We start from the raw sequence: 17,952 nt of genomic DNA on the forward strand, positions 1-17,952 counted from the left end.
TTTCCCCCATGAGGTCCACCCTCATTTAAGGAGATCTGCATTTCATGAACGACGATAAAGCCGCCATCTGGCAACAGCCCCTAAGTTTGGCGCGGCTCAACGCGACATCGGCCAACACTCTGATGGCTCATCTTGATATTCAGTATTCTGATTTCGGGCCCGACTGGCTGGAAGCGACCATGCCTGTGGACGCGCGCACCCATCAGCCCTTTGGCATGTTGCACGGTGGCGCCTCTGTGGTCTTGGCGGAGAGTCTGGGATCGGTGGCGGCCAATATGTCGGTTGGCAGCGACAGTTATTGCGTCGGTCTGGAGATAAATGCCAATCATCTGCGTGCCAAGCGGGAAGGGAGAGTGACGGGGCGCTGCTCGCCGTTGCACCTGGGCGCGACGACTCAGGTGTGGCAAATAGAAATTCGGGATGAAAGGGCACGTTTACTCTGTACCAGCCGTTTAACGGTTGCCGTGCTCAAACACAAGCGGGACAAGGGCTAGCGAGCATTGCGATCTGCCATCACGCACCATGGCTGAAAAATAAGCAAGCCATAGTCGCAAGATCCCTCTATAATTGCCAACGTCTTGAGAGGCCTATCACATTTTTCAAGACAGCAGAACAAAGTGGCGCTATAATCGCCGCCTTTTGCTATTCCGCGGTGTTTAGCCGCCTGCCTTAATCTGGAAGAATCTATGTCTGATACCGAACAACTGCCCCTTTTTAGTGAGCTTGGACTGGCCGCGCCTGTATTGAAAGCGCTGCAGGACGTGGGCTATGAGCGCCCGTCACCAATCCAGGCCGCAGCAATCCCCCACCTGATGGCGGGACACGATCTGCTGGGGCAGGCGCAAACCGGTACAGGGAAGACCGCTGCTTTTGCTTTGCCTTTGCTCTCTCGTCTGGAAGCTGGTAACCGCAACACCCAGGTTTTGGTGCTGGCACCGACTCGTGAACTGGCGCTGCAGGTTGCAGAAGCGTGCCAACGCTATGCCCACCACATGCCTGATTTCCACGTACTGCCCATCTACGGTGGTTCCTCTTACGAAACCCAGACCCGCGCCCTGCGTCGTGGTGCTCAGGTGGTCGTGGGTACCCCGGGTCGCGTGATGGATCTTATCCGCCGTAAAAACCTGGACCTCTCCGGCCTGAAAGCACTGGTACTGGACGAAGCCGATGAAATGCTGCGCATGGGCTTCATCGACGACGTGGACTGGATCATGGATCAGTGCCCGGCCGGTCGCCAGGTTGCGCTGTTCTCTGCCACCATGCCAGATCAGATCCGTCGCGTTGCCCAGAAGCACCTGAAGCAACCCAAAGAGATCAAGATCGTCTCCAAGACCTCCACTGCACCGACCATTCGTCAGCGCTACTGGCAGGTAACCGGTCTGCACAAGCTGGACGCCATGACCCGTCTACTGGAAGTCGAGCCCTATGAGGCTGTTCTGGTGTTTGTACGCACCAAGAACGCTGCCGAAGAGCTTGCTGGCAAGCTGGCCGCCCGTGGCCACGCCTGTGAAGCCCTGCACGGTGACATTCCGCAGAAGCTGCGTGAGCGTACCGTCGACAAGCTGCGTCAAGGCCAGCTGGACATCCTGATCGCCACCGACGTCGTCGCTCGTGGTCTGGACGTTGAGCGTATCACCCACGTGGTGAACTACGACATCCCTTACGATACCGAATCCTACGTGCACCGTATCGGCCGTACTGGCCGTGCCGGTCGTAAAGGCGAAGCCATCCTGTTCGTGGCTCCCCGCGAGCGCCGCATGCTGCGCGCCATCGAGCACGCAACGCGTCAGGCCATCGAGCCAATGAAGATGCCGAGCACCGATGACATCAACCAGCATCGCATGACCAAGTTCAAAGAGCGCATCCGGGAAACCATGATGGGCGAAGAGCTTGAGCTGTACCACAACCTGGTCAACGAGCTGATCCAGGAAGACTCTGTCGATCCGCTGGAACTGGCTGCCGCACTGGCCAAGCTGGTACAGGGCGACCAACCGCTGCTGCTGGATGACTCCATCCCTGAGCCGCAGTTCAATGCTGGCAGCGGTCGTGACTTCGAGCGTCGTGACGGTGGCCGTGATTTCGGCAACCGTGATGGTGGTGACCGTGGCGATCGTCCTGCCCGTCGCATGCCGTCCCTGGAGCCGCGTCCGCTCAAAGACAACCCGGATGTGGAAATGGAGCGCTACCGTGTAGACGTGGGTGCCCATCACGGCGTAAAGCCGGGTCAAATCGTCGGTGCCATCGCCAACGAAGCGAACATCGAGAGCCGTTTCATCGGTAACATCGACATCGCCGATGACTTCTCCACCGTCGACCTGCCCAAGGGCATGACCGCCGATGTACTGGAAGTGATCAAGAAGGCCCGTGTTTGCCAGCGTCCGCTGCAGATCACTCGCTATACCGAAGTGCCTGCCGGCAGCAACACAGCGCCACGCCCGCAGCGCAGCGACCGTCCTTTCAACAAGGATCGTCGTCCAGCCGGTGACCGCCCGTTCAACAAGGGTGGAGAGCGCCGTGAAGGTGGCTTCAATAAAGATCGTAAATTTGCTGGCAAGCGCCGCGATAGCTAAGCGCTGACACCATGCCAAGAGGCCGCTCATCGAGCGGCCTTTTTTATGTCTGTTTGCCGCCGTCCCCATGCTGAGCGGCAGTGGGCTTGTCAGGCGTCATCATAAGGCGGTGAGCGAGTCTGTCTGTATCTATCTCCAGGGTTGTTAGGCATGGCCCTGTTTCGCGGTACACTCGGCTGCGACCATGGCCGTTGCATATCAGATACATGGTCTCACGGCGCCTGTGCGAGAAGGGGATAACAGATGGATAGACTCGGGGCTATGGAGGCCTTTGTGCTGGCGGTGGAGACGGGCTCTTTTTCGGCGGTGGCACGTCGACTCCATCTCGGCCAGCCCGCGATATCAAAGCTGATTGCACAGCAGGAGGAGAAGCTGGGTTGCCGACTGCTGCTGCGCTCGACTCGGGGCCTGACACCGACCGAAGCCGGAGAGGCCTACTATCTGCGCGCGAGGCAGATCCTCGATGATATCAGGGAGGCTGAAGCCGCGGTTGAGCTATGCCGCACCGGTGTGAGCGGCCGCCTGCGGATCAGCGCCCCCGTGACCTTTGCCCGCTTGCATATTATTCCTCATCTTCCGGTTTTCCTGGCTGCCCATCCCAATCTGGCGATCGAAATCCAGCTCGATGACCGCAACGTGGATCTCATTTCGGGGGGTATCGATGTGGCCCTGCGGCTGGGGGAGCAGAGTGATTCCGGGGTGGTCGCTCGCAAGCTGGCTGACTGCGCAATGAGCGTCGTGGGCACGCCAGCCTGGTTTGCGAGCCGAGGTCTGCCCGTATCCCCGCGAGAGCTGCAAGATCATCCACTCGTGCTCTATAGCCCCCAGCCCGGTATGAGCCAGCAGTGGCTCTTTTGCCGTGGGGAAGAGCAGGTTGTGTTTACCGGCCAGGGGCGGCTGACCGTGTCTGCCGCCGAGGGGGTTCGCGCCGCTGTGCTAGCTGGCGTGGGACCAGGCATAGGTTCCGAGTGGATGTTTGCCCCCGAGCTGGCCAGTGGCGAGGTGATCAGGGTGCTCCCCGAGTGGCAGCTTCCCCGCCTCTCATTGTGGGCGTTGTTTCCTGCGGGGCGTCAGTCAAGCGCCAAGTCCCGCGCGTTTGTGGCATTCGTGGCCGCCTTGGCTGGCCTTCAGCGGACAGCCGACAAGGAACAGGGCCATTCCTCGGTGGAATAAGTGTTATGGCGATCACTCGTCTACCGGAGTCTCTTGGCCATCGTTATGCTCTCTTCATCAGGTTCGTGCGCGCCACGGTGTGCCCATCATCTACCAGGAGAGTGTCATGACATCATCGCCATCAAGCCGGTCGACAACCTTGCCCAAGGTTGCCATCAGCCGCTCGCTTATCTTCGCCATGGCGCTCTCCTGTGGCCTGGCCGTCGCCAATATCTATTACAACCAGCCGATGCTGGAGGTGATGGCACGGGATTTCCCCGATCAGCCTGCCATTCCCATGATTGCCATGCTGACTCAGCTGGGCTATGCCGCCGGCTTGCTGTTCCTGGTGCCACTGGGGGATGTACTTGAGCGCCGCTGGCTCATCGTGGGGCAGTTTGGGCTGATTGCAGTCGCCTCGGTGATGGCCGCGATGGCGACGGGGGCCGTCGGATTGATGGTGGCGTCAGTGATACTCGGGGTGGGGGCGACGGCGGCCCAGCAGATAGTGCCGGTCGCGGCGGCGCTGGCCGACCCAGCCAGGCGGGGGGCCATTGTCGGCACCGTGATGAGCGGGCTGTTAAGCGGCATCCTTTTGAGTCGTACCCTGGCGGGTTTTATTACCGCTTACGCCAGCTGGCGCGCCATGTTCTGGCTAGGGGCGCCGCTTGCCCTGCTGGGGGCTGTGTTGATGGCCAGGATGATCCCCTTGCATCTGCCTCGTTCCACCATGAGCTATGGACGCTTGCTGCGTTCACTGAGTGTCCTGTGGCGGGAGGAGCCCGCTCTGCGCAGGGCTAGCCTGATCCAGGCGCTGCTGTTTGGTTCGTTCAGCGCATTCTGGACGGTGCTGGCATTCTATCTGGCCCATTCCGAGTACCGTCTCGGGGCTGAAGCAGCCGGTCTGTTCGGGGTGATCGGCATCGTCGGCGTGCTGGCCGCGCCGCTTGCTGGACGGATGGCGGACAGAGTGGGCGCTAAGCCCGTGGTGCTGGCGGGGGCGCTACTGGTGGTGCTGGCATGGGGGCTCTTTGAGACATGGCACTCGCTGTTTGGGTTGGCGATGGGGGTTATCTTGCTGGATCTGGGGGTACAGAGTGCCTTGATCGCCAATCAACACCTGATCTATGGACTGAGGGGCGAGGCGAGAGGCAGGATCAATACCCTGTTCATGGTGGCGATGTTCCTGGGGGGCACCCTGGGCTCCAGCGGTGCCATGCTGGCCTGGCAGCAGGCGGGTTGGATGGGGGTGGGCTGCCTTGGCTTCGGGTTGGCACTGCTGGCCTTGCTCTATGGGGTCATGACCAAGGGGATCTCCCCCTCGACCAGCGTCTGAAACAGGCGGTGCTGGCAACGAAGCCGCGGGGGAGCTTGTCTCTGCCCATGGGCAGATTATACGGGGGCTGAGTGAACCATGGCGGTCGTTCAACCGAGCTGGGTGGCGCCGTGCGGGTTGAAGCCTGCGCCATTTATCCGTAGCCTGTGTGGTTCTGGCTTGAAAATGAGGGTGGCCTGTTTATGGTGGCAACGCGGTTGCAAGGGGTGATTTCCCCGCTGATCAGTCTGGTGATCTTCATTCTGGGTCATGGCTTGATGAGCACACTGCTGACGGTACGGCTCTCGGCCGAGCAGGTGGATGCGCAGGCCATAGGATTGGTGTCCGGCGCCTACTTTGCCGGACTGGTGCTCGGTTCCTTCGCCAATGCCCGCCTCATCATCAGGGTGGGCCATATCCGTGCCTACGCCGCCTATGCCTCCCTCATCTGCACCCTGACCATCCTGCATGGCCTCATTGTCGATCCCTGGGTCTGGGCCGGACTCAGGCTGCTGGGAGGCTTTGCCACCGGCGGCCTGTTTGTGGTGCTCGAATCCTGGATGCTGGTCTCCAGCACCCCGGCCAACCGGGGCAAGCTGATGTCCCTCTACATGATATTGCTCTATGGCGCCTTGGCGGCGGGTCAGCTGTTGCTCAAGGTCATCGATCCCATGATGTTGGTGCCCTTCGCCCTGTGCGCCATGGCCGCCTCCCTCTCCGTGATCCCGCTTGCTCTCTCCCGGGTGGCCATGCCAGCCATGATCCAGCCCCAGAAGGTGGGCTTTCTCGAGTTGTTCCGCCTCACCCCGGCGGGCATGTGGAGCAGCATGACCTCGGGTCTCATTCTGGGGGCCATCTATGGGTTGCTGCCGCTGTTTTTCACCGACAGTGGCTATCCCATCGAGCGGGTTGCCAACATGATGGCCGTGGTGATCCTGGGGGGCATGTGTCTGCAGTACCCCATAGGCCGCATATCGGACCGTTTCGATCGGCGACTCATCATCGGGGTCCTTGCCGCCTTGCTCTCCGTCATCGCCTTGCTGATGGTGATACTGCCAGCCCCGCAGCCTCAGTGGCTGATGACCGGGCTCATCTTCCTGTTTGGGGGCCTGGCGTTCTCCATCTACCCTCTGAGCCTCAGTCATGCCTGTGATGAGCTCAAGCCGGATCAGGTACTCAGTGCCAACCAGGGGTTGCTGCTCGCCTATAGCCTGGGAGCCATGATAGGACCCGTCTTGGCGCCGACTGCCATCCACCTGTTTGGCCCGCAAGGGTTGTTTGCCTACTTTTGCCTCTGTGGTGCGCTGTTGACGCTGTTTCTGATATGGCGCCAGCGGGTGCGAGCACCGGTTCCCCTGGCGGAGCACCAGCAGTTTATGCCGGTGCCACCCAATACGCCCATGAGCGCCGAGCTCGAGCCCAGACCCGATGTGGAGCTGGCCGAGCCCCATGGGCAGACGAGTTAGCCGGACGTTGACAGGGCGTCTGGCTCAGAACCGAGCAGTGACACAGAGGGGGGAGCCACGGGGAATCCAGGCACAAGGGAGGCTAACAGATCATGGAGGAGTCCATTATGAAGACCGAGTTGGTGGCCATGAGCCAGGCTTATTATGAGCGCTATGTGGCGCAATCCTGGCGTGATTACGCCGAGGAGAATGTGGCGACCGGCCGTTGGCCACTGGTGGGGGCGCTCGCACGCGCCCAGGCCGAATACGAGGCACTGCTGCCTCAAGGGTTGGAGACTGCCGATCATCGCTTGTTCGAAATCCTCGACGGGGAAGGAGAGACGGTGGGGGGACTCTGGTTTGCCCTGCGGGGATCCGGGGAGACTCGCACTGGCTTCGTGTTCGACATCACCATCTTGCCCCAAGCCAGGCGTCTTGGGCATGGTCAGCGAGCCTTCGAGTTGCTCGAACCTCTGGCCCGCGACTTGGGGCTGATTAGCATTGGGTTGAATGTGTTCGCCAACAATCCAGCGGCCTTGGCCCTCTATCGCAGATTGGGTTATGAGGTGACCAATATCGCCATGAGCAAGTGGCTCGGCCCGCGCGGTTGACAGGGGCGCTGCCATCATGGGGTCGGCAACGTTGTCCGACAATGGAAATAAAAAAACCGGTGCCAAGGCACCGGTTTGCGATCAGGTTGACGGGGCTCAGGCCAGAGCGGGCTCAGCCTGCTGCACCTGAGTGGGCTCAGGCGTGCGAATGAGGTAATCAAAGGCCCCCAATGCGGCGGTGGCGCCGGCGCCCATGGAGATGATGATCTGCTTGAACGGCACCGTGGTGGCGTCGCCCGCGGCGTAGACGCCGGGCAGGGAGGTCGCGCCCTTGGCGTCGATCTCTATCTCGCCGAAACGAGTCAGTGCCACTTCGCTCCCTTTCAGGAACTCGGTGTTTGGCACCAGCCCGATCTGCACGAAGATACCAGCCACCGCAAGGTGCTTGATTTCGCCCGTGGTGCGATCTTCGTAATCCATGCCGACCACCTTGCTGCCATCACCTATCACTTCCGTGGTGCGGGCGCTCATGATGATGTCGATGTTGCCCATGGAGCGGGCTTTTTTCTGCAGCACGTCGTCGGCGCGCAGGGTGTCGGCGAACTCCACCACTGTGACGTGTTCGACGATGCCGGCCAAGTCGATGGCCGCTTCGATACCGGAGTTACCGCCACCTATGACCGCCACCCGCTTGCCTTTGAAGAAGGGGCCGTCGCAGTGGGGGCAGTAGGCCACGCCCTTGGTACGGTACTCGAGCTCGCCCGGCACGTTCAGATCGCGCCAGCGGGCGCCGGTCGCCAGGATCACGGCGCGGCTCTTCAAGGTGGCACCGGAGGCGAGCTCCAGGTTCACATAATCATCTTTACTGATGGCGGCGGCACGCTGCTCGGTGATGAGCTCAACGCCATACTGCTTGACGTGCTGCTCCAGGCTGGCGGCCAGCTTGGGGCCCTCGGTGTAGGGCACGGAGATGAAGTTCTCGATGCCGACGGTGTCCATCACCTGGCCACCGAAACGCTCGGCGACGATGGCGGTGCGGATGCCTTTACGGGCGGCATAGATGGCGGCAGCGGCGCCAGCCGGGCCACCGCCCACCACCAGCACGTCATAGGGGGCCTTTTCGTTGAGTTCTTCGGCCTTGCGCTCGGCCGCGCCGGTATCGAGCTTGGCGACTATCTCTTCGAGCGAGATACGGCCCTGGCTGAACGGCTGACCGTTCATATAGACGTTCGGCACGGCCATGATCTGACGCTCGTTCACTTCGTCCTGGAACAGGGCGCCGTCGATCATGGTGTGGGTGATGCCGGGGTTCAGGGTCGCCATCAGGTTCAGGGCCTGCACCACGTCCGGGCAGTTGTGGCAGGAGAGGGAGATATAGGTCTCGAAGTGGAACTCGCCCTTCAGGTTCTTGACCTGCTCCAGCACGGCCGGATCGGCCTTGGAGGGGTGGCCGCCGCTTTGCAGCAGGGCGAGCACCAGGGAGGTAAATTCATGACCCATGGGAATGCCGGCAAAATGCACGCGCGGGGCCTGGCCTTGTGGCGCCACGCTCATGGAAGGCTTGCGAGTAGCAGTGCCATCGGTCATGGAAATCTTGGGGGACATCTCGCTGATTTCCTGGCCTAAGGCCAGCAGCTCTGCGGATTTGTCGCTGTCATTGCCGGACACGCTGATCTCGATGGGATTGACGATGTACTGCAAGTAACCGTTGAGTTGTTGTTTGAGGTTGGTATCTAACATGGTCGAATTCCTTCTTACTGATTGCGGGTCGGCGCCATTACTGAAAACAGAAAGTACGGGATACAGAAAACACCGAATGCAGAAAGCACTGGGCCAGAAAGCAGACCGGCCCTTGAGTGGGCCGGTCTTGGAGGAGGGAGGCTTAGATTTTGCCTACCAGATCCAGGGACGGGGCCAGGGTGGCATCGCCTTCTTTCCACTTGGCCGGGCACACTTCACCCGGGTGGGAAGCAACGTACTGGGCAGCTTTGACTTTGCGCAGCAGTTCCAGGGCGTCACGGCCGATGCCACCAGCGTTGATTTCAACGATCTGGATGATGCCCTGCGGGTCGATCACGAAGGTGCCACGGTCAGCCAGGCCAGCTTCTTCGATCATCACGCCGAAGTTGCGGGTGATGGCGCCAGTCGGGTCACCAATCATCGGATACTGGATCTTCTGAATGGTGTCGGAGGTGTCATGCCACGCTTTGTGCGTGAAGTGAGTGTCGGTGGAGACGGAGTAGATCTCGACGCCCAGCTTCTTGAATTCGGCGTAGTTGTCAGCCAGGTCACCCAGCTCGGTCGGGCAAACGAAAGTGAAGTCAGCCGGGTAGAAGAACACCACGGACCACTTGCCTTTCAAGTCAGCGTCGGAGACCTGAACGAATTTGCCATTATGGTAGGCGGTAGCGTTGAACGGCTTGATTTCAGTATTGATATAGGTAGACATCTATTTGCTCCTGTGTGTCCCTGGGGCAACGATTTGCGACCCTGGGTTAGTTGACTGGGATGATGATAGGGCCATTCCCCAATCGGTTAAAGCGGCAATTATGAATCGGACAAATCTGTTTTTTAGATTAACCGTCTTGCCTGTACCCAGGATGAATATACCGATCAATTTAGAATAAACATATGTTTTATAAAGATAAGGCAGATGTTCAATCCATCTTTCTCTCATGTCGGAGGGGAATGGTGAGGTGGGCGTGATGTCGCGCCGGGAAGAGCGGTTGGATGAGCAGCGGTAGAGGTTTGCTGAGGAGGGCTGCCTCAGCGGGTGCGAGTCAATGCCGGCATCGATCCTGTCGCTGGCAAAGGGTCTGGCGATACGGCAGGGGGAGGGGAGATAAAAAAATCCCGGCGCCAGGGCCGGGGTATCAAAACAAAGGAATGGCAATAAAAATAAAGACTCACTACGGGGTGTGCAAACTTGCAGACAATGAGAGAACGCTAGGGTGGTTGCACGCGCCACTGGCATTCTCTCGGCAAACATTGCAGGGGAGGAATAATAGTGTGATCCATGTCACACTGCAACCCCATTATGTTCTTTTTATATCAAATATGTGCGTCACCAAGGCCTTTATGGCGAAATGATCGTCAAATTTGGTGTGTTTTGTAGTTTTATTACCAAATTATGGGGCGATTGACTCAGTGATCGTCAGTGGTATCCCCGATGGGGGAGAGATCGCGATCTTCCATCAGCTCCAGCAAATTGATCGCCACCGTGATCATATCCGACTCGGTGACGATGCCGATCAGCTCTCCCTTGTCTTGTACCGGCAGGCAGCCATAGCGATGCCGTTGCAGATACAGGGCAGCCTCTTTGATGCCGGCATGGGGGCTGACGGTCGAAACCTTGCGAGTCATGATCTCCTCGAGGCGCACGCTGTCGGTAAATTCGGCCTCCCGCTCAGGGTCAATCAGCAACAGTTTGGATTCGCGGGTCGCCAGTATGTCGGTGAGGGTGACCAGGCCCAGCAACTGTTGCTGCTCATTGACGATGGGGATATGGCGGATCCGCTCCTGCTGCATCAGATCCATTGCCTGTTTGACGCTGTTGTTCGGCCCCAGGGTGAAGGGCTGCTCTGTCATTATCTCGCTCAGGGTCATCATGCAAACCTCCTTGGGGCCAACCTTGTGTGGCTCACTTCACCCTAGCCCAGCGCCGAGGGGCGAAACATGATCGGAGTCAAGGGGAAAGGCGATAGCCGAATTAACGGTTCCTGGTTCACAAAGTCGGTCTGTACCCCTTGTATCCCTTGTGTTTTTGGCCTTTTCGGTTGCCATGCCAGGAGGGGATAACTAGACTAGCCGCCGATCCTATTGCCAAGCCAAGTAGTCACGATGCAAGTATCCGATTTTTCCTTTGAGCTGCCCGATGCGCTGATCGCCCGCTATCCCATGAGCGAGCGCACGGCCAGCCGTCTGCTACAACTCGATGGCGACAGCGGCGCCCTGCGTCACGGCCAATTTGTCGACGTACTCGACCTGCTCAATCCCGGCGATCTGCTGGTGTTCAACAACACCCGGGTCATTCCGGCTCGCATGTTTGGCCAGAAGGCCAGCGGCGGCAAGCTGGAGGTGCTGGTGGAGCGCATATTGGATGAGAAGAGCGTGCTGGCCCATGTGCGCGCCTCCAAAGCGCCCAAGCCCGGCACCCGTCTCATACTCGATGGCGGTGTGGAAGCCGAGATGCGTGCCCGCCACGACGCCCTGTTCGAGATCCACTTCCTGGACTCCCGTCCGGTGCTGGAGATCCTGGAAGCCATCGGCCACATGCCGTTGCCGCCTTATATTGACAGGCCCGACGAGGATGCCGACAAGGAGCGCTACCAGACCGTCTACAACCAGAAGCCGGGCGCCGTGGCGGCGCCGACCGCGGGTCTGCACTTCGATGAGCCCCTGCTGGCGAAGATCCGGGCCAAAGGGGTGGAGACCGCCTTCGTCACCCTGCATGTGGGAGCGGGCACCTTCCAGCCGGTGCGGGTCGACAAGATTGAAGATCACCACATGCACTCGGAATATGCCGAGGTGCCCCAGGAGGTGGTGGACGCCATAGCCGCGACCCGGGCCCGTGGTGGTCGCGTGATTGCGGTGGGCACCACCTCGGTGCGTTCCCTGGAGAGTGCGGCCAAGGTGACCCTGGCCCAGGGCAAGCCGCTGGCGCCGTTTTTCAGCGACACCGACATCTTCATCTTCCCCGGCTACCAGTTCCAGGTGGTCGATGCCATGGTCACCAACTTCCATCTGCCGGAATCGACCCTGATCATGCTGGTCAGTGCTTTCGCCGGGTATGAGAACGTGATGGCGGCCTATCAGGCGGCCGTGGCCGAGCAGTACCGTTTCTTCAGCTACGGGGACGCCATGTTCGTCACCCGTCGCCGGGGCTGAGCCGCGTTCAGTCCCATATCGGGCCCGTCGGGCTCCCTGCTGTCAGACTGTTTCTCTGACTGAATAGAGGTAGTGATGAAATTTGAACTGAAAACCACTGACGGCCGCGCCCGTCGCGGCCAACTGGTCTTCGAGCGCGGCACTGTGCAGACCCCGGCCTTTATGCCGGTCGGCACCTACGGCACCGTCAAGGGCATGACCCCGGAAGAGGTGCGCGAGACCGGCGCCCAGATCCTGCTCGGCAACACCTTCCACCTCTGGCTGCGGCCGGGGCAGGCGGTGATGCGCGCCCACGGGGATCTGCATGACTTCATGAACTGGCAGGGTCCTATCCTGACCGACTCCGGTGGCTTCCAGGTGTTCAGCCTGGGTCACATCCGCAAGATCACCGAGGAGGGCGTGCACTTCCGTCACCCCATCAACGGTGAGAAGATCTTCCTCGACCCCGAGAAGTCCATGGAGATCCAGTACGATCTGGGCTCCGACATCGTGATGATCTTCGACGAGTGCACGCCGTACCCGGCGACCTATGAAGAAGCCCGCAAGTCCATGGAGATGTCCCTGCGCTGGGCCAAGCGCTCCCGTGACAAGTTTGATGAGATGGGCAACAAGAATGCCCTGTTTGGCATCATCCAGGGCTCCGTCTACGAGCCGCTGCGGGATGTCTCCCTCGACGGCCTGCTCGAGATAGGTTTTGACGGCTACGCGGTCGGCGGCCTGGCGGTGGGTGAGCCCAAGGAAGACATGCATCGCATCCTCGAGCACGTCTGCCCACGGATCCCGGCCGACAAGCCGCGCTACCTGATGGGGGTGGGCAAGCCGGAGGATCTGGTGGAAGGGGTGCGCCGCGGCGTCGACATGTTCGACTGCGTGATGCCGACCCGCAACGCCCGCAACGGTCATCTGTTTACCACGGACGGGGTGGTCAAGATCCGCAACGCCAAGTATCGCGAGGATACCAGCACCCTGGATGCGGACTGCGATTGCTACACCTGCAAGAACTACACCCGCAGCTATTTGTACCATCTGGACAAGTGCAACGAGATATTAGGTGCCCGTTTGAACACCATTCACAACCTGCGTTATTACCAGCGAGTGATGCAGGGTTTGCGGGACGCGATCGAGCAGGGTAAATTAGACGACTTTGTGACTGAGTTTTATCGTCGGCAAGGGAAGGCCGTGCCTCCATTAGCTGAAGAAAACGTGTAATAACAACAACGTATCAGCGCGTTGTGTCTTAAATCCATATCAATAAGAGGTTGTTAAATGAGCATTATCTCCAAGGCCTATGCAGACGTCGGTGCCGGTCCCCAGGGTGGCGGCATGGAAATGATCATCATGCTGGCCGTGTTTGGCCTGATCTTCTACTTCATGATCTATCGTCCGCAAGCCAAGCGTGTAAAGGAACATAAAAACCTGATGAGCTCACTGGCCAAGGGCGATGAAGTGCTCACCTCCGGTGGCCTGGTCGGTAAAATCGCCAAAGTCTCCACCGAGAACGACTATCTGGTACTGGCCCTGAACGATCAGACCCAGGTCACCATCAAGCGTGATTTCGTCACCGCCGTTCTGCCCAAAGGTTCTATCCAGTCCCTTTAATCTCCCAAGGAGCACAGCGTGTTAAACCGCTATCCGCTGTGGAAATACCTGATGGTGATCATCGTGATCGCCATCGGTTTTCTATATGCAGCCCCCAACCTGTACGGTGAAGATCCGGCTCTGCAAGTCTCCGCCAGTCGCGGTGCCGACGTTCAGCTCAAGACGCTGGATCAGGTTAAAGCGATCCTGGATGAGGCCGCTATTCCGGTCAAACATGCCGCCTTCGAACATGACCAGATCCTGGTCCGTTTCACCAATACCGAAGATCAGCTCAAGGCCCGCGACCTGGTTGCGTCCAAGCTGGGTGATGACTTTGTCACCGCGCTGAACCTGGCGCCGTCCACGCCCGCCTGGCTCGAGGCGATCGGTGCCGCTCCCCTCAAGCTGGGTCTCGACCTGCGCGGTGGTGTGCATTTCCTGATGGAAGTGGACATGGCCGAGGCGCTGGTCAAGCAGCAAGATCAGATGGTGCAGGATTTCCGTACCGAGCTGCGTACCCAGAAGATCCGTTACTCTGGGGTGCGCCGCAGCGGCGATCAGGTTGAAATCCTGTTCCGTGATGAAGCGGATCAAGAGAAGGCCATCGCCCATCTGCGCCGCCAGAATGCGGATCTGACCTTCAACAGCGAGCAGAAGGGTGATGACTTCCTGATCCTGGCTACCTTGAGTGAAGCCAAGATCAAGGAGGTGAAGAAGTACGCTCTCGAGCAGAACATCACCATCATCCGTAACCGGGTCAACGAGCTGGGCGTCGCCGAGCCGCTGGTGCAGCAACAGGGTGCCGAGCGCATCGTGGTCGAGTTGCCCGGTATCCAGGATACCGCCCGTGCCAAGGAAATTCTGGGCGCCACCGCGACCCTGGAATTCCACATGGTGGATGAGACCGCCGATCCCCAGGCTGCCGCCGATGGCCGGGTACCGCCGAGCTCCAAGGTCTATACCGATCGCAATGGCCGCCCCGTGGTGCTGCAAAAACGCATCATCCTGACCGGTGACCATATTGTCGGTGCCCAGTCGGGCTTCGACGAGTACAGCCGTCCCCAGGTCAACATCAAGCTCGATGGCCAGGGTGGCAACAAGATGGCCAACTTTACCAAGGACAATGTGGGTAAAGGCATGGCCACCGTATTCATCGAATACAAGCCGGTGGGTCAACCCGGTCCGGACGGCAAGCGCAAGTTCCGCAAGCAGGAAGAGGTGATCAACGTCGCGACTATCCAGTCACGGCTGGGAAGCCAGTTCCGCATCACCGGCATAGACAACGCCAACGAAGCCCACAACCTGGCGCTGCTGCTGCGTGCCGGTGCCCTGATTGCGCCCATCCAGATAGTGGAAGAGCGCACTATAGGCCCGAGCCTCGGTCAGCAGAACATCGACAACGGTATGGAAGCCATCGGCTGGGCCATGCTGGTGATAGTGCTGTTCATGGGGATCTACTACCGTGCGTTCGGTTGGGTGGCCAACCTGGCCCTCACCATGAACCTGGTGCTGATCGTCGGCATCATGTCGATGATACCGGGGGCCACCATGACTCTGCCGGGTATCGCCGGTATCGTCTTGACGCTGGGGATGGCGGTGGATGCGAACGTGCTGATCTACGAGCGTATTCGTGAAGAGATCCGCAATGGTCGCGGGGTGCAGCAAGCCATTCACATGGGCTTCGACCGCGCCTTCTCGACTATCGCCGACTCGAACATCACCTCGCTCATCACCTGTGTGATCCTGTTTGGTATCGGCACCGGGGCCATCAAGGGCTTCGCCCTGACCCTGGGTATAGGTCTGACCGCCTCCATGTTTACGGCCATCACGGTATCCCGCGCCATTATCAACCTGGCCTGGGGTGGACGGCGCATCGACAAGCTGCCGATCTAAGGAAGAGACATGTTTCAGATTCTACATTTTGAAAAGCCCATCCCCTTCATGCGCTTTGCCAAGTCGGGAATGGTGTTCTCTGCCTTGCTGACGATACTCGCCCTGTTCTGCCTGTTCGATCGGGGTTTGAACTGGGGGCTGGACTTTACCGGTGGTACCACCATCGAGGTGGGGTTCCAGCAGTCGGTGAGCCTGGACAAGATGCACGAAGCACTGGCAGAGCGGAAGATTGAAGGGGCGACCCTGCAATTCTTCGGTTCCAGCCGTGACGTACTGGTGCGCATGACTCCGAAAGAGGGGGTCAAGGTGGAGCAACAGGGCAACGAAGTCTTGGCAGCTGCGAAGCTGGTTGATGAAGGCGCCATTCTCAAGCGAGTCGAATTCGTCGGCCCTTCGGTGGGTGATGAACTGGCGACAGACGGGGCCTTGGCCATGCTGGCTTCCATCCTCTGTATCCTGGCCTACGTGGCGGTGCGGTTTGAGTGGCGGCTGGCGATGGGGGGTATCCTCTCCCTGGCGCACGATGTCATCATCACCCTCGGCATCTTTGCCTACTTCCAGTACGAGTTCGACTTGACCGTATTGGCGGCCTTGATGACTCTGGTGGGTTACTCCCTGAACGACACCATAGTGGTGTTTGACCGGGTGCGGGAGAACTTCCGCAAGGTGCGCAAAGGAGATACCCCCTACATCATGGATCTCTCCATGACCGAAACCCTGAGCCGGACCATCATCACTTCGGGGCTGACCTTCGTGGTGGTGGTGGCGCTGCTGCTCAAGGGTGGACCCTTGATCCATGGTTTTGCCATCGCCATGGTGATCGGGGTGGCCTTCGGGACCTACTCCTCCATCTATGTGGCGAGTGCCTCCGCCATGTTCTTCGGCATCAAACGGGAGCACATGCTGCCGACCCAAGTCGATAAAGAAGGAGCCGATCTACCAGAGATCATGCCCTGATTGCTGGTCGACAGCCTTGATGAAAGAGAGCGCCTCCGGGCGCTCTCTTTTTTTGAGCGGCGCTATGGGTTGCACAAGGAGGGGGGTGACAAATGCGCCCATCCCCCGTATGGTCATGGCTTGCTATCTTCCGGGCGGGCTCCCATGCCAGCCGTGATCCGCCATTCCTGACCGCAAGGAGCCTTCCATGCAACACAGTCCCCGTTTCCTCGCTTTGGTTGAGGCCATTCGTGGCCAGATTACCGAAACCGATGTGCACCAGATAAAACGTTGGCAGGATGAGGGGCGCACCTTTCACCTGATTGATGTCCGCGAGGAGAGCGAGTGGGCCAAGGGTCATCTGCCGGGGGCCAGTTACCTCGGCAAAGGGGTGATCGAGCGCGATATCGAGCTCCGTTACCCGGATCCTGATACGGAACTCTTCCTTTACTGCGGTGGCGGCTTTCGCTCCATATTGGCGACCGATGCCCTGCAGAAGATGGGATATCGCCATGTGGTCAGCGTCGATGGAGGCTTTCGGGGCTGGTCCGAGGCTGGATACCCTGTCGAATCCTGATTTATTTGTCGAGAAGCAGGCCAGCCACATGACAAAGCCTTGCTTCCTCTTTACCATATGCCAGGTCAAGGGTCTGGGTCGGAGTGTTCATTGAGCGTCAGTAAAGGGATGGGATACCTGCTCGGTGTCCTGGTGTTGCTGCCCCTGTGGGGATGCAGCAGTAGTAGTCAGGTAGAGCCCCCTAAAGTTACCCAACCGCAGCCCACATCGCTGGTGCTGGCGACGCCGTTACAGGTTTCCTATCAGAGCGAACTGGCCCTGGCCCGTCTGGGACAGATGCTGGGTGAGATGGAGCTGACTCCTGAGCAACGTGCCGAGCTGTTCTACGAGCGCGCCGTGGTGTTCGATCGGGTGGGACTGCGTTCCCTGGCCCGGCTCGACTTCAACCGCGCCTTGCGGGAGAAGCCGGACTTTGCCGAGGCCTACAACTTTATCGGTGTCTATCTGGTTCAGCAGCAGAACTATGACGAGGCCTATGAGGCATTCGACTCGGCGCTGGAGCTGGCCCCGGATTATGACTATGCCTATTTGAATCGTGGCATCGCCCTCTATTACGGCAACAGAGCCGCCCTGTCCGTCTCGGACATGAAGCGTTTCTATGATGCCCAGCCCGAAGATCCCTATCGGGCCCTCTGGTTCTATCTGGCCGAGCGCAAACTCGACGAGTCGACGGCCATGAGCCATCTGCGGGATCACCTGAACAAGCAGGGTGATGATGCCTGGAACTGGGATCTGGTGCGCCTTTACACCGGCCAGATCAATGCGACCCAGCTGATGGGCAGCGTGGTGAAAGGGGTCAAGGACAACCGTGAACTGGCCGAGCGCCTGTGCGAGACCTACTTCTATCTCGGCAAGTTCGAGCTGTTCAAGGGTAACCGCAAAGAGGCGATCAGCTACTTCAAGCTGGCGCTGGCCAACAACGTCTATGACTTCATCGAGCACAGATATGCGTTGCTGGAGCTGGAGTTGATGGCGAGAAAGTCGCCGCCCCCGGGCAGTCAGCCCCAGGGCGAGCAAAGCGGCAAACCCGCCGCGCTCTAAGTTGCGC

16 protein-coding genes are annotated in these 17,952 nt (G+C 59.4%); 13 read left to right on the forward strand and 3 right to left on the reverse strand.

The window, feature by feature from the left end; all coding sequences use genetic code 11:
- Nucleotides 1-44 precede the first annotated feature (44 nt).
- The 6 genes from BN1130_RS18120 to BN1130_RS18145 all read left to right on the forward strand — a co-directional run bounded on the left by BN1130_RS18120 (nucleotide 45) and on the right by BN1130_RS18145 (nucleotide 7,093).
- On the forward strand, nucleotides 45-494 hold the full coding sequence (locus BN1130_RS18120) for a hotdog fold thioesterase (RefSeq protein WP_042043722.1): 450 nt from the start codon (nucleotides 45-47) through the stop codon (nucleotides 492-494).
- Between the two features lie 192 nt (nucleotides 495-686).
- Nucleotides 687-2,570 carry a DEAD/DEAH box helicase gene (locus tag BN1130_RS18125; RefSeq protein WP_042043723.1) on the forward strand — a complete coding sequence of 628 codons (1,884 nt, stop codon included), beginning with the start codon at nucleotides 687-689 and terminating at the stop codon, nucleotides 2,568-2,570.
- Between the two features lie 243 nt (nucleotides 2,571-2,813).
- Entirely contained in the window at nucleotides 2,814-3,743 is a 930-nt protein-coding gene (locus BN1130_RS18130) for a LysR family transcriptional regulator (RefSeq protein ID WP_042043724.1), read from the forward strand.
- Nucleotides 3,744-3,849: 106 nt separating this feature from the next.
- Entirely contained in the window at nucleotides 3,850-5,058 is a 1,209-nt protein-coding gene (locus BN1130_RS18135) for an MFS transporter (RefSeq protein WP_042043726.1), read from the forward strand.
- 182 nt (nucleotides 5,059-5,240) lie between these two features.
- Nucleotides 5,241-6,503: an MFS transporter gene (locus BN1130_RS18140; protein WP_042043727.1), complete on the forward strand. Its 1,263-nt coding sequence runs from the start codon at nucleotides 5,241-5,243 to the stop codon at nucleotides 6,501-6,503.
- Nucleotides 6,504-6,610: 107 nt separating this feature from the next.
- Nucleotides 6,611-7,093: a GNAT family N-acetyltransferase gene (locus BN1130_RS18145; RefSeq protein WP_042043728.1), complete on the forward strand. Its 483-nt coding sequence runs from the start codon at nucleotides 6,611-6,613 to the stop codon at nucleotides 7,091-7,093.
- 96 nt (nucleotides 7,094-7,189) lie between these two features.
- Here the strand turns inward: BN1130_RS18145 and ahpF are convergent, their stop codons facing one another.
- The 3 genes from ahpF to BN1130_RS18160 form a co-directional block, all read right to left on the reverse strand.
- Entirely contained in the window at nucleotides 7,190-8,773 is a 1,584-nt protein-coding gene (gene ahpF, locus BN1130_RS18150) for an alkyl hydroperoxide reductase subunit F (RefSeq protein ID WP_042043729.1), read from the reverse strand.
- A gap of 142 nt (nucleotides 8,774-8,915) precedes the next feature.
- Nucleotides 8,916-9,482 carry an alkyl hydroperoxide reductase subunit C gene (ahpC, locus tag BN1130_RS18155; RefSeq protein WP_017411392.1) on the reverse strand — a complete coding sequence of 189 codons (567 nt, stop codon included), beginning with the start codon at nucleotides 9,480-9,482 and terminating at the stop codon, nucleotides 8,916-8,918.
- A 695-nt stretch (nucleotides 9,483-10,177) separates the two neighbouring features.
- The gene (locus tag BN1130_RS18160; protein WP_042043730.1) at nucleotides 10,178-10,642 is read right to left on the reverse strand and encodes a CBS domain-containing protein; all 465 of its coding nucleotides are present in this window, start codon (nucleotides 10,640-10,642) and stop codon (nucleotides 10,178-10,180) included.
- 231 nt (nucleotides 10,643-10,873) lie between these two features.
- On the opposite strand from BN1130_RS18160, the gene queA reads away from it, so the two are divergent.
- From queA to nlpI, 7 genes are all read left to right on the forward strand, one after another.
- Nucleotides 10,874-11,920 (forward strand): tRNA preQ1(34) S-adenosylmethionine ribosyltransferase-isomerase QueA, encoded by a 1,047-nt coding sequence (queA, locus tag BN1130_RS18165; RefSeq protein WP_042043731.1) that lies wholly within the window; start codon nucleotides 10,874-10,876, stop codon nucleotides 11,918-11,920.
- A gap of 75 nt (nucleotides 11,921-11,995) precedes the next feature.
- Nucleotides 11,996-13,129: a tRNA guanosine(34) transglycosylase Tgt gene (tgt, locus tag BN1130_RS18170; RefSeq protein WP_042043732.1), complete on the forward strand. Its 1,134-nt coding sequence runs from the start codon at nucleotides 11,996-11,998 to the stop codon at nucleotides 13,127-13,129.
- A gap of 57 nt (nucleotides 13,130-13,186) precedes the next feature.
- Nucleotides 13,187-13,519 (forward strand): preprotein translocase subunit YajC, encoded by a 333-nt coding sequence (gene yajC / locus BN1130_RS18175; protein ID WP_005899993.1) that lies wholly within the window; start codon nucleotides 13,187-13,189, stop codon nucleotides 13,517-13,519.
- 18 nt (nucleotides 13,520-13,537) lie between these two features.
- Entirely contained in the window at nucleotides 13,538-15,391 is a 1,854-nt protein-coding gene (secD, locus tag BN1130_RS18180) for a protein translocase subunit SecD (RefSeq protein WP_042043733.1), read from the forward strand.
- A 9-nt stretch (nucleotides 15,392-15,400) separates the two neighbouring features.
- Nucleotides 15,401-16,348, forward strand: a complete 948-nt coding sequence (secF, locus tag BN1130_RS18185) for a protein translocase subunit SecF (protein WP_042043734.1) — start codon at nucleotides 15,401-15,403, stop codon at nucleotides 16,346-16,348.
- 187 nt (nucleotides 16,349-16,535) lie between these two features.
- Nucleotides 16,536-16,904: a rhodanese-like domain-containing protein gene (locus BN1130_RS18190; RefSeq protein WP_042043736.1), complete on the forward strand. Its 369-nt coding sequence runs from the start codon at nucleotides 16,536-16,538 to the stop codon at nucleotides 16,902-16,904.
- A gap of 90 nt (nucleotides 16,905-16,994) precedes the next feature.
- The gene (gene nlpI, locus BN1130_RS18195; RefSeq protein ID WP_306382045.1) at nucleotides 16,995-17,945 is read left to right on the forward strand and encodes a lipoprotein NlpI; all 951 of its coding nucleotides are present in this window, start codon (nucleotides 16,995-16,997) and stop codon (nucleotides 17,943-17,945) included.
- Nucleotides 17,946-17,952 lie beyond the last annotated feature (7 nt).

The organism is Aeromonas rivuli (assembly GCF_000820045.1).
GTDB classification, from domain to species: domain Bacteria; phylum Pseudomonadota; class Gammaproteobacteria; order Enterobacterales; family Aeromonadaceae; genus Aeromonas; species Aeromonas rivuli.

Excerpts from the sequence above, each read along its gene's own strand:
- ahpF (WP_042043729.1), bottom strand. The coding sequence starts at position 8,773 with ATGTTAGATACCAACCTCAAACAACAACTCAACGGTTACTTGCAGTAC.
- yajC (WP_005899993.1), top strand. The coding sequence starts at position 13,187 with ATGAGCATTATCTCCAAGGCCTATGCAGACGTCGGTGCCGGTCCCCAG.
- queA (WP_042043731.1), top strand. The coding sequence starts at position 10,874 with ATGCAAGTATCCGATTTTTCCTTTGAGCTGCCCGATGCGCTGATCGCC.
- BN1130_RS18190 (WP_042043736.1), top strand. The coding sequence starts at position 16,536 with ATGCAACACAGTCCCCGTTTCCTCGCTTTGGTTGAGGCCATTCGTGGC.
- secF (WP_042043734.1), top strand. The coding sequence starts at position 15,401 with ATGTTTCAGATTCTACATTTTGAAAAGCCCATCCCCTTCATGCGCTTT.
- BN1130_RS18130 (WP_042043724.1), top strand. The coding sequence starts at position 2,814 with ATGGATAGACTCGGGGCTATGGAGGCCTTTGTGCTGGCGGTGGAGACG.
- BN1130_RS18135 (WP_042043726.1), top strand. The coding sequence starts at position 3,850 with ATGACATCATCGCCATCAAGCCGGTCGACAACCTTGCCCAAGGTTGCC.
- ahpC (WP_017411392.1), bottom strand. The coding sequence starts at position 9,482 with ATGTCTACCTATATCAATACTGAAATCAAGCCGTTCAACGCTACCGCC.
- BN1130_RS18140 (WP_042043727.1), top strand. The coding sequence starts at position 5,241 with ATGGTGGCAACGCGGTTGCAAGGGGTGATTTCCCCGCTGATCAGTCTG.
- BN1130_RS18120 (WP_042043722.1), top strand. The coding sequence starts at position 45 with ATGAACGACGATAAAGCCGCCATCTGGCAACAGCCCCTAAGTTTGGCG.
- BN1130_RS18125 (WP_042043723.1), top strand. The coding sequence starts at position 687 with ATGTCTGATACCGAACAACTGCCCCTTTTTAGTGAGCTTGGACTGGCC.
- tgt (WP_042043732.1), top strand. The coding sequence starts at position 11,996 with ATGAAATTTGAACTGAAAACCACTGACGGCCGCGCCCGTCGCGGCCAA.
- BN1130_RS18145 (WP_042043728.1), top strand. The coding sequence starts at position 6,611 with ATGAAGACCGAGTTGGTGGCCATGAGCCAGGCTTATTATGAGCGCTAT.
- BN1130_RS18160 (WP_042043730.1), bottom strand. The coding sequence starts at position 10,642 with ATGATGACCCTGAGCGAGATAATGACAGAGCAGCCCTTCACCCTGGGG.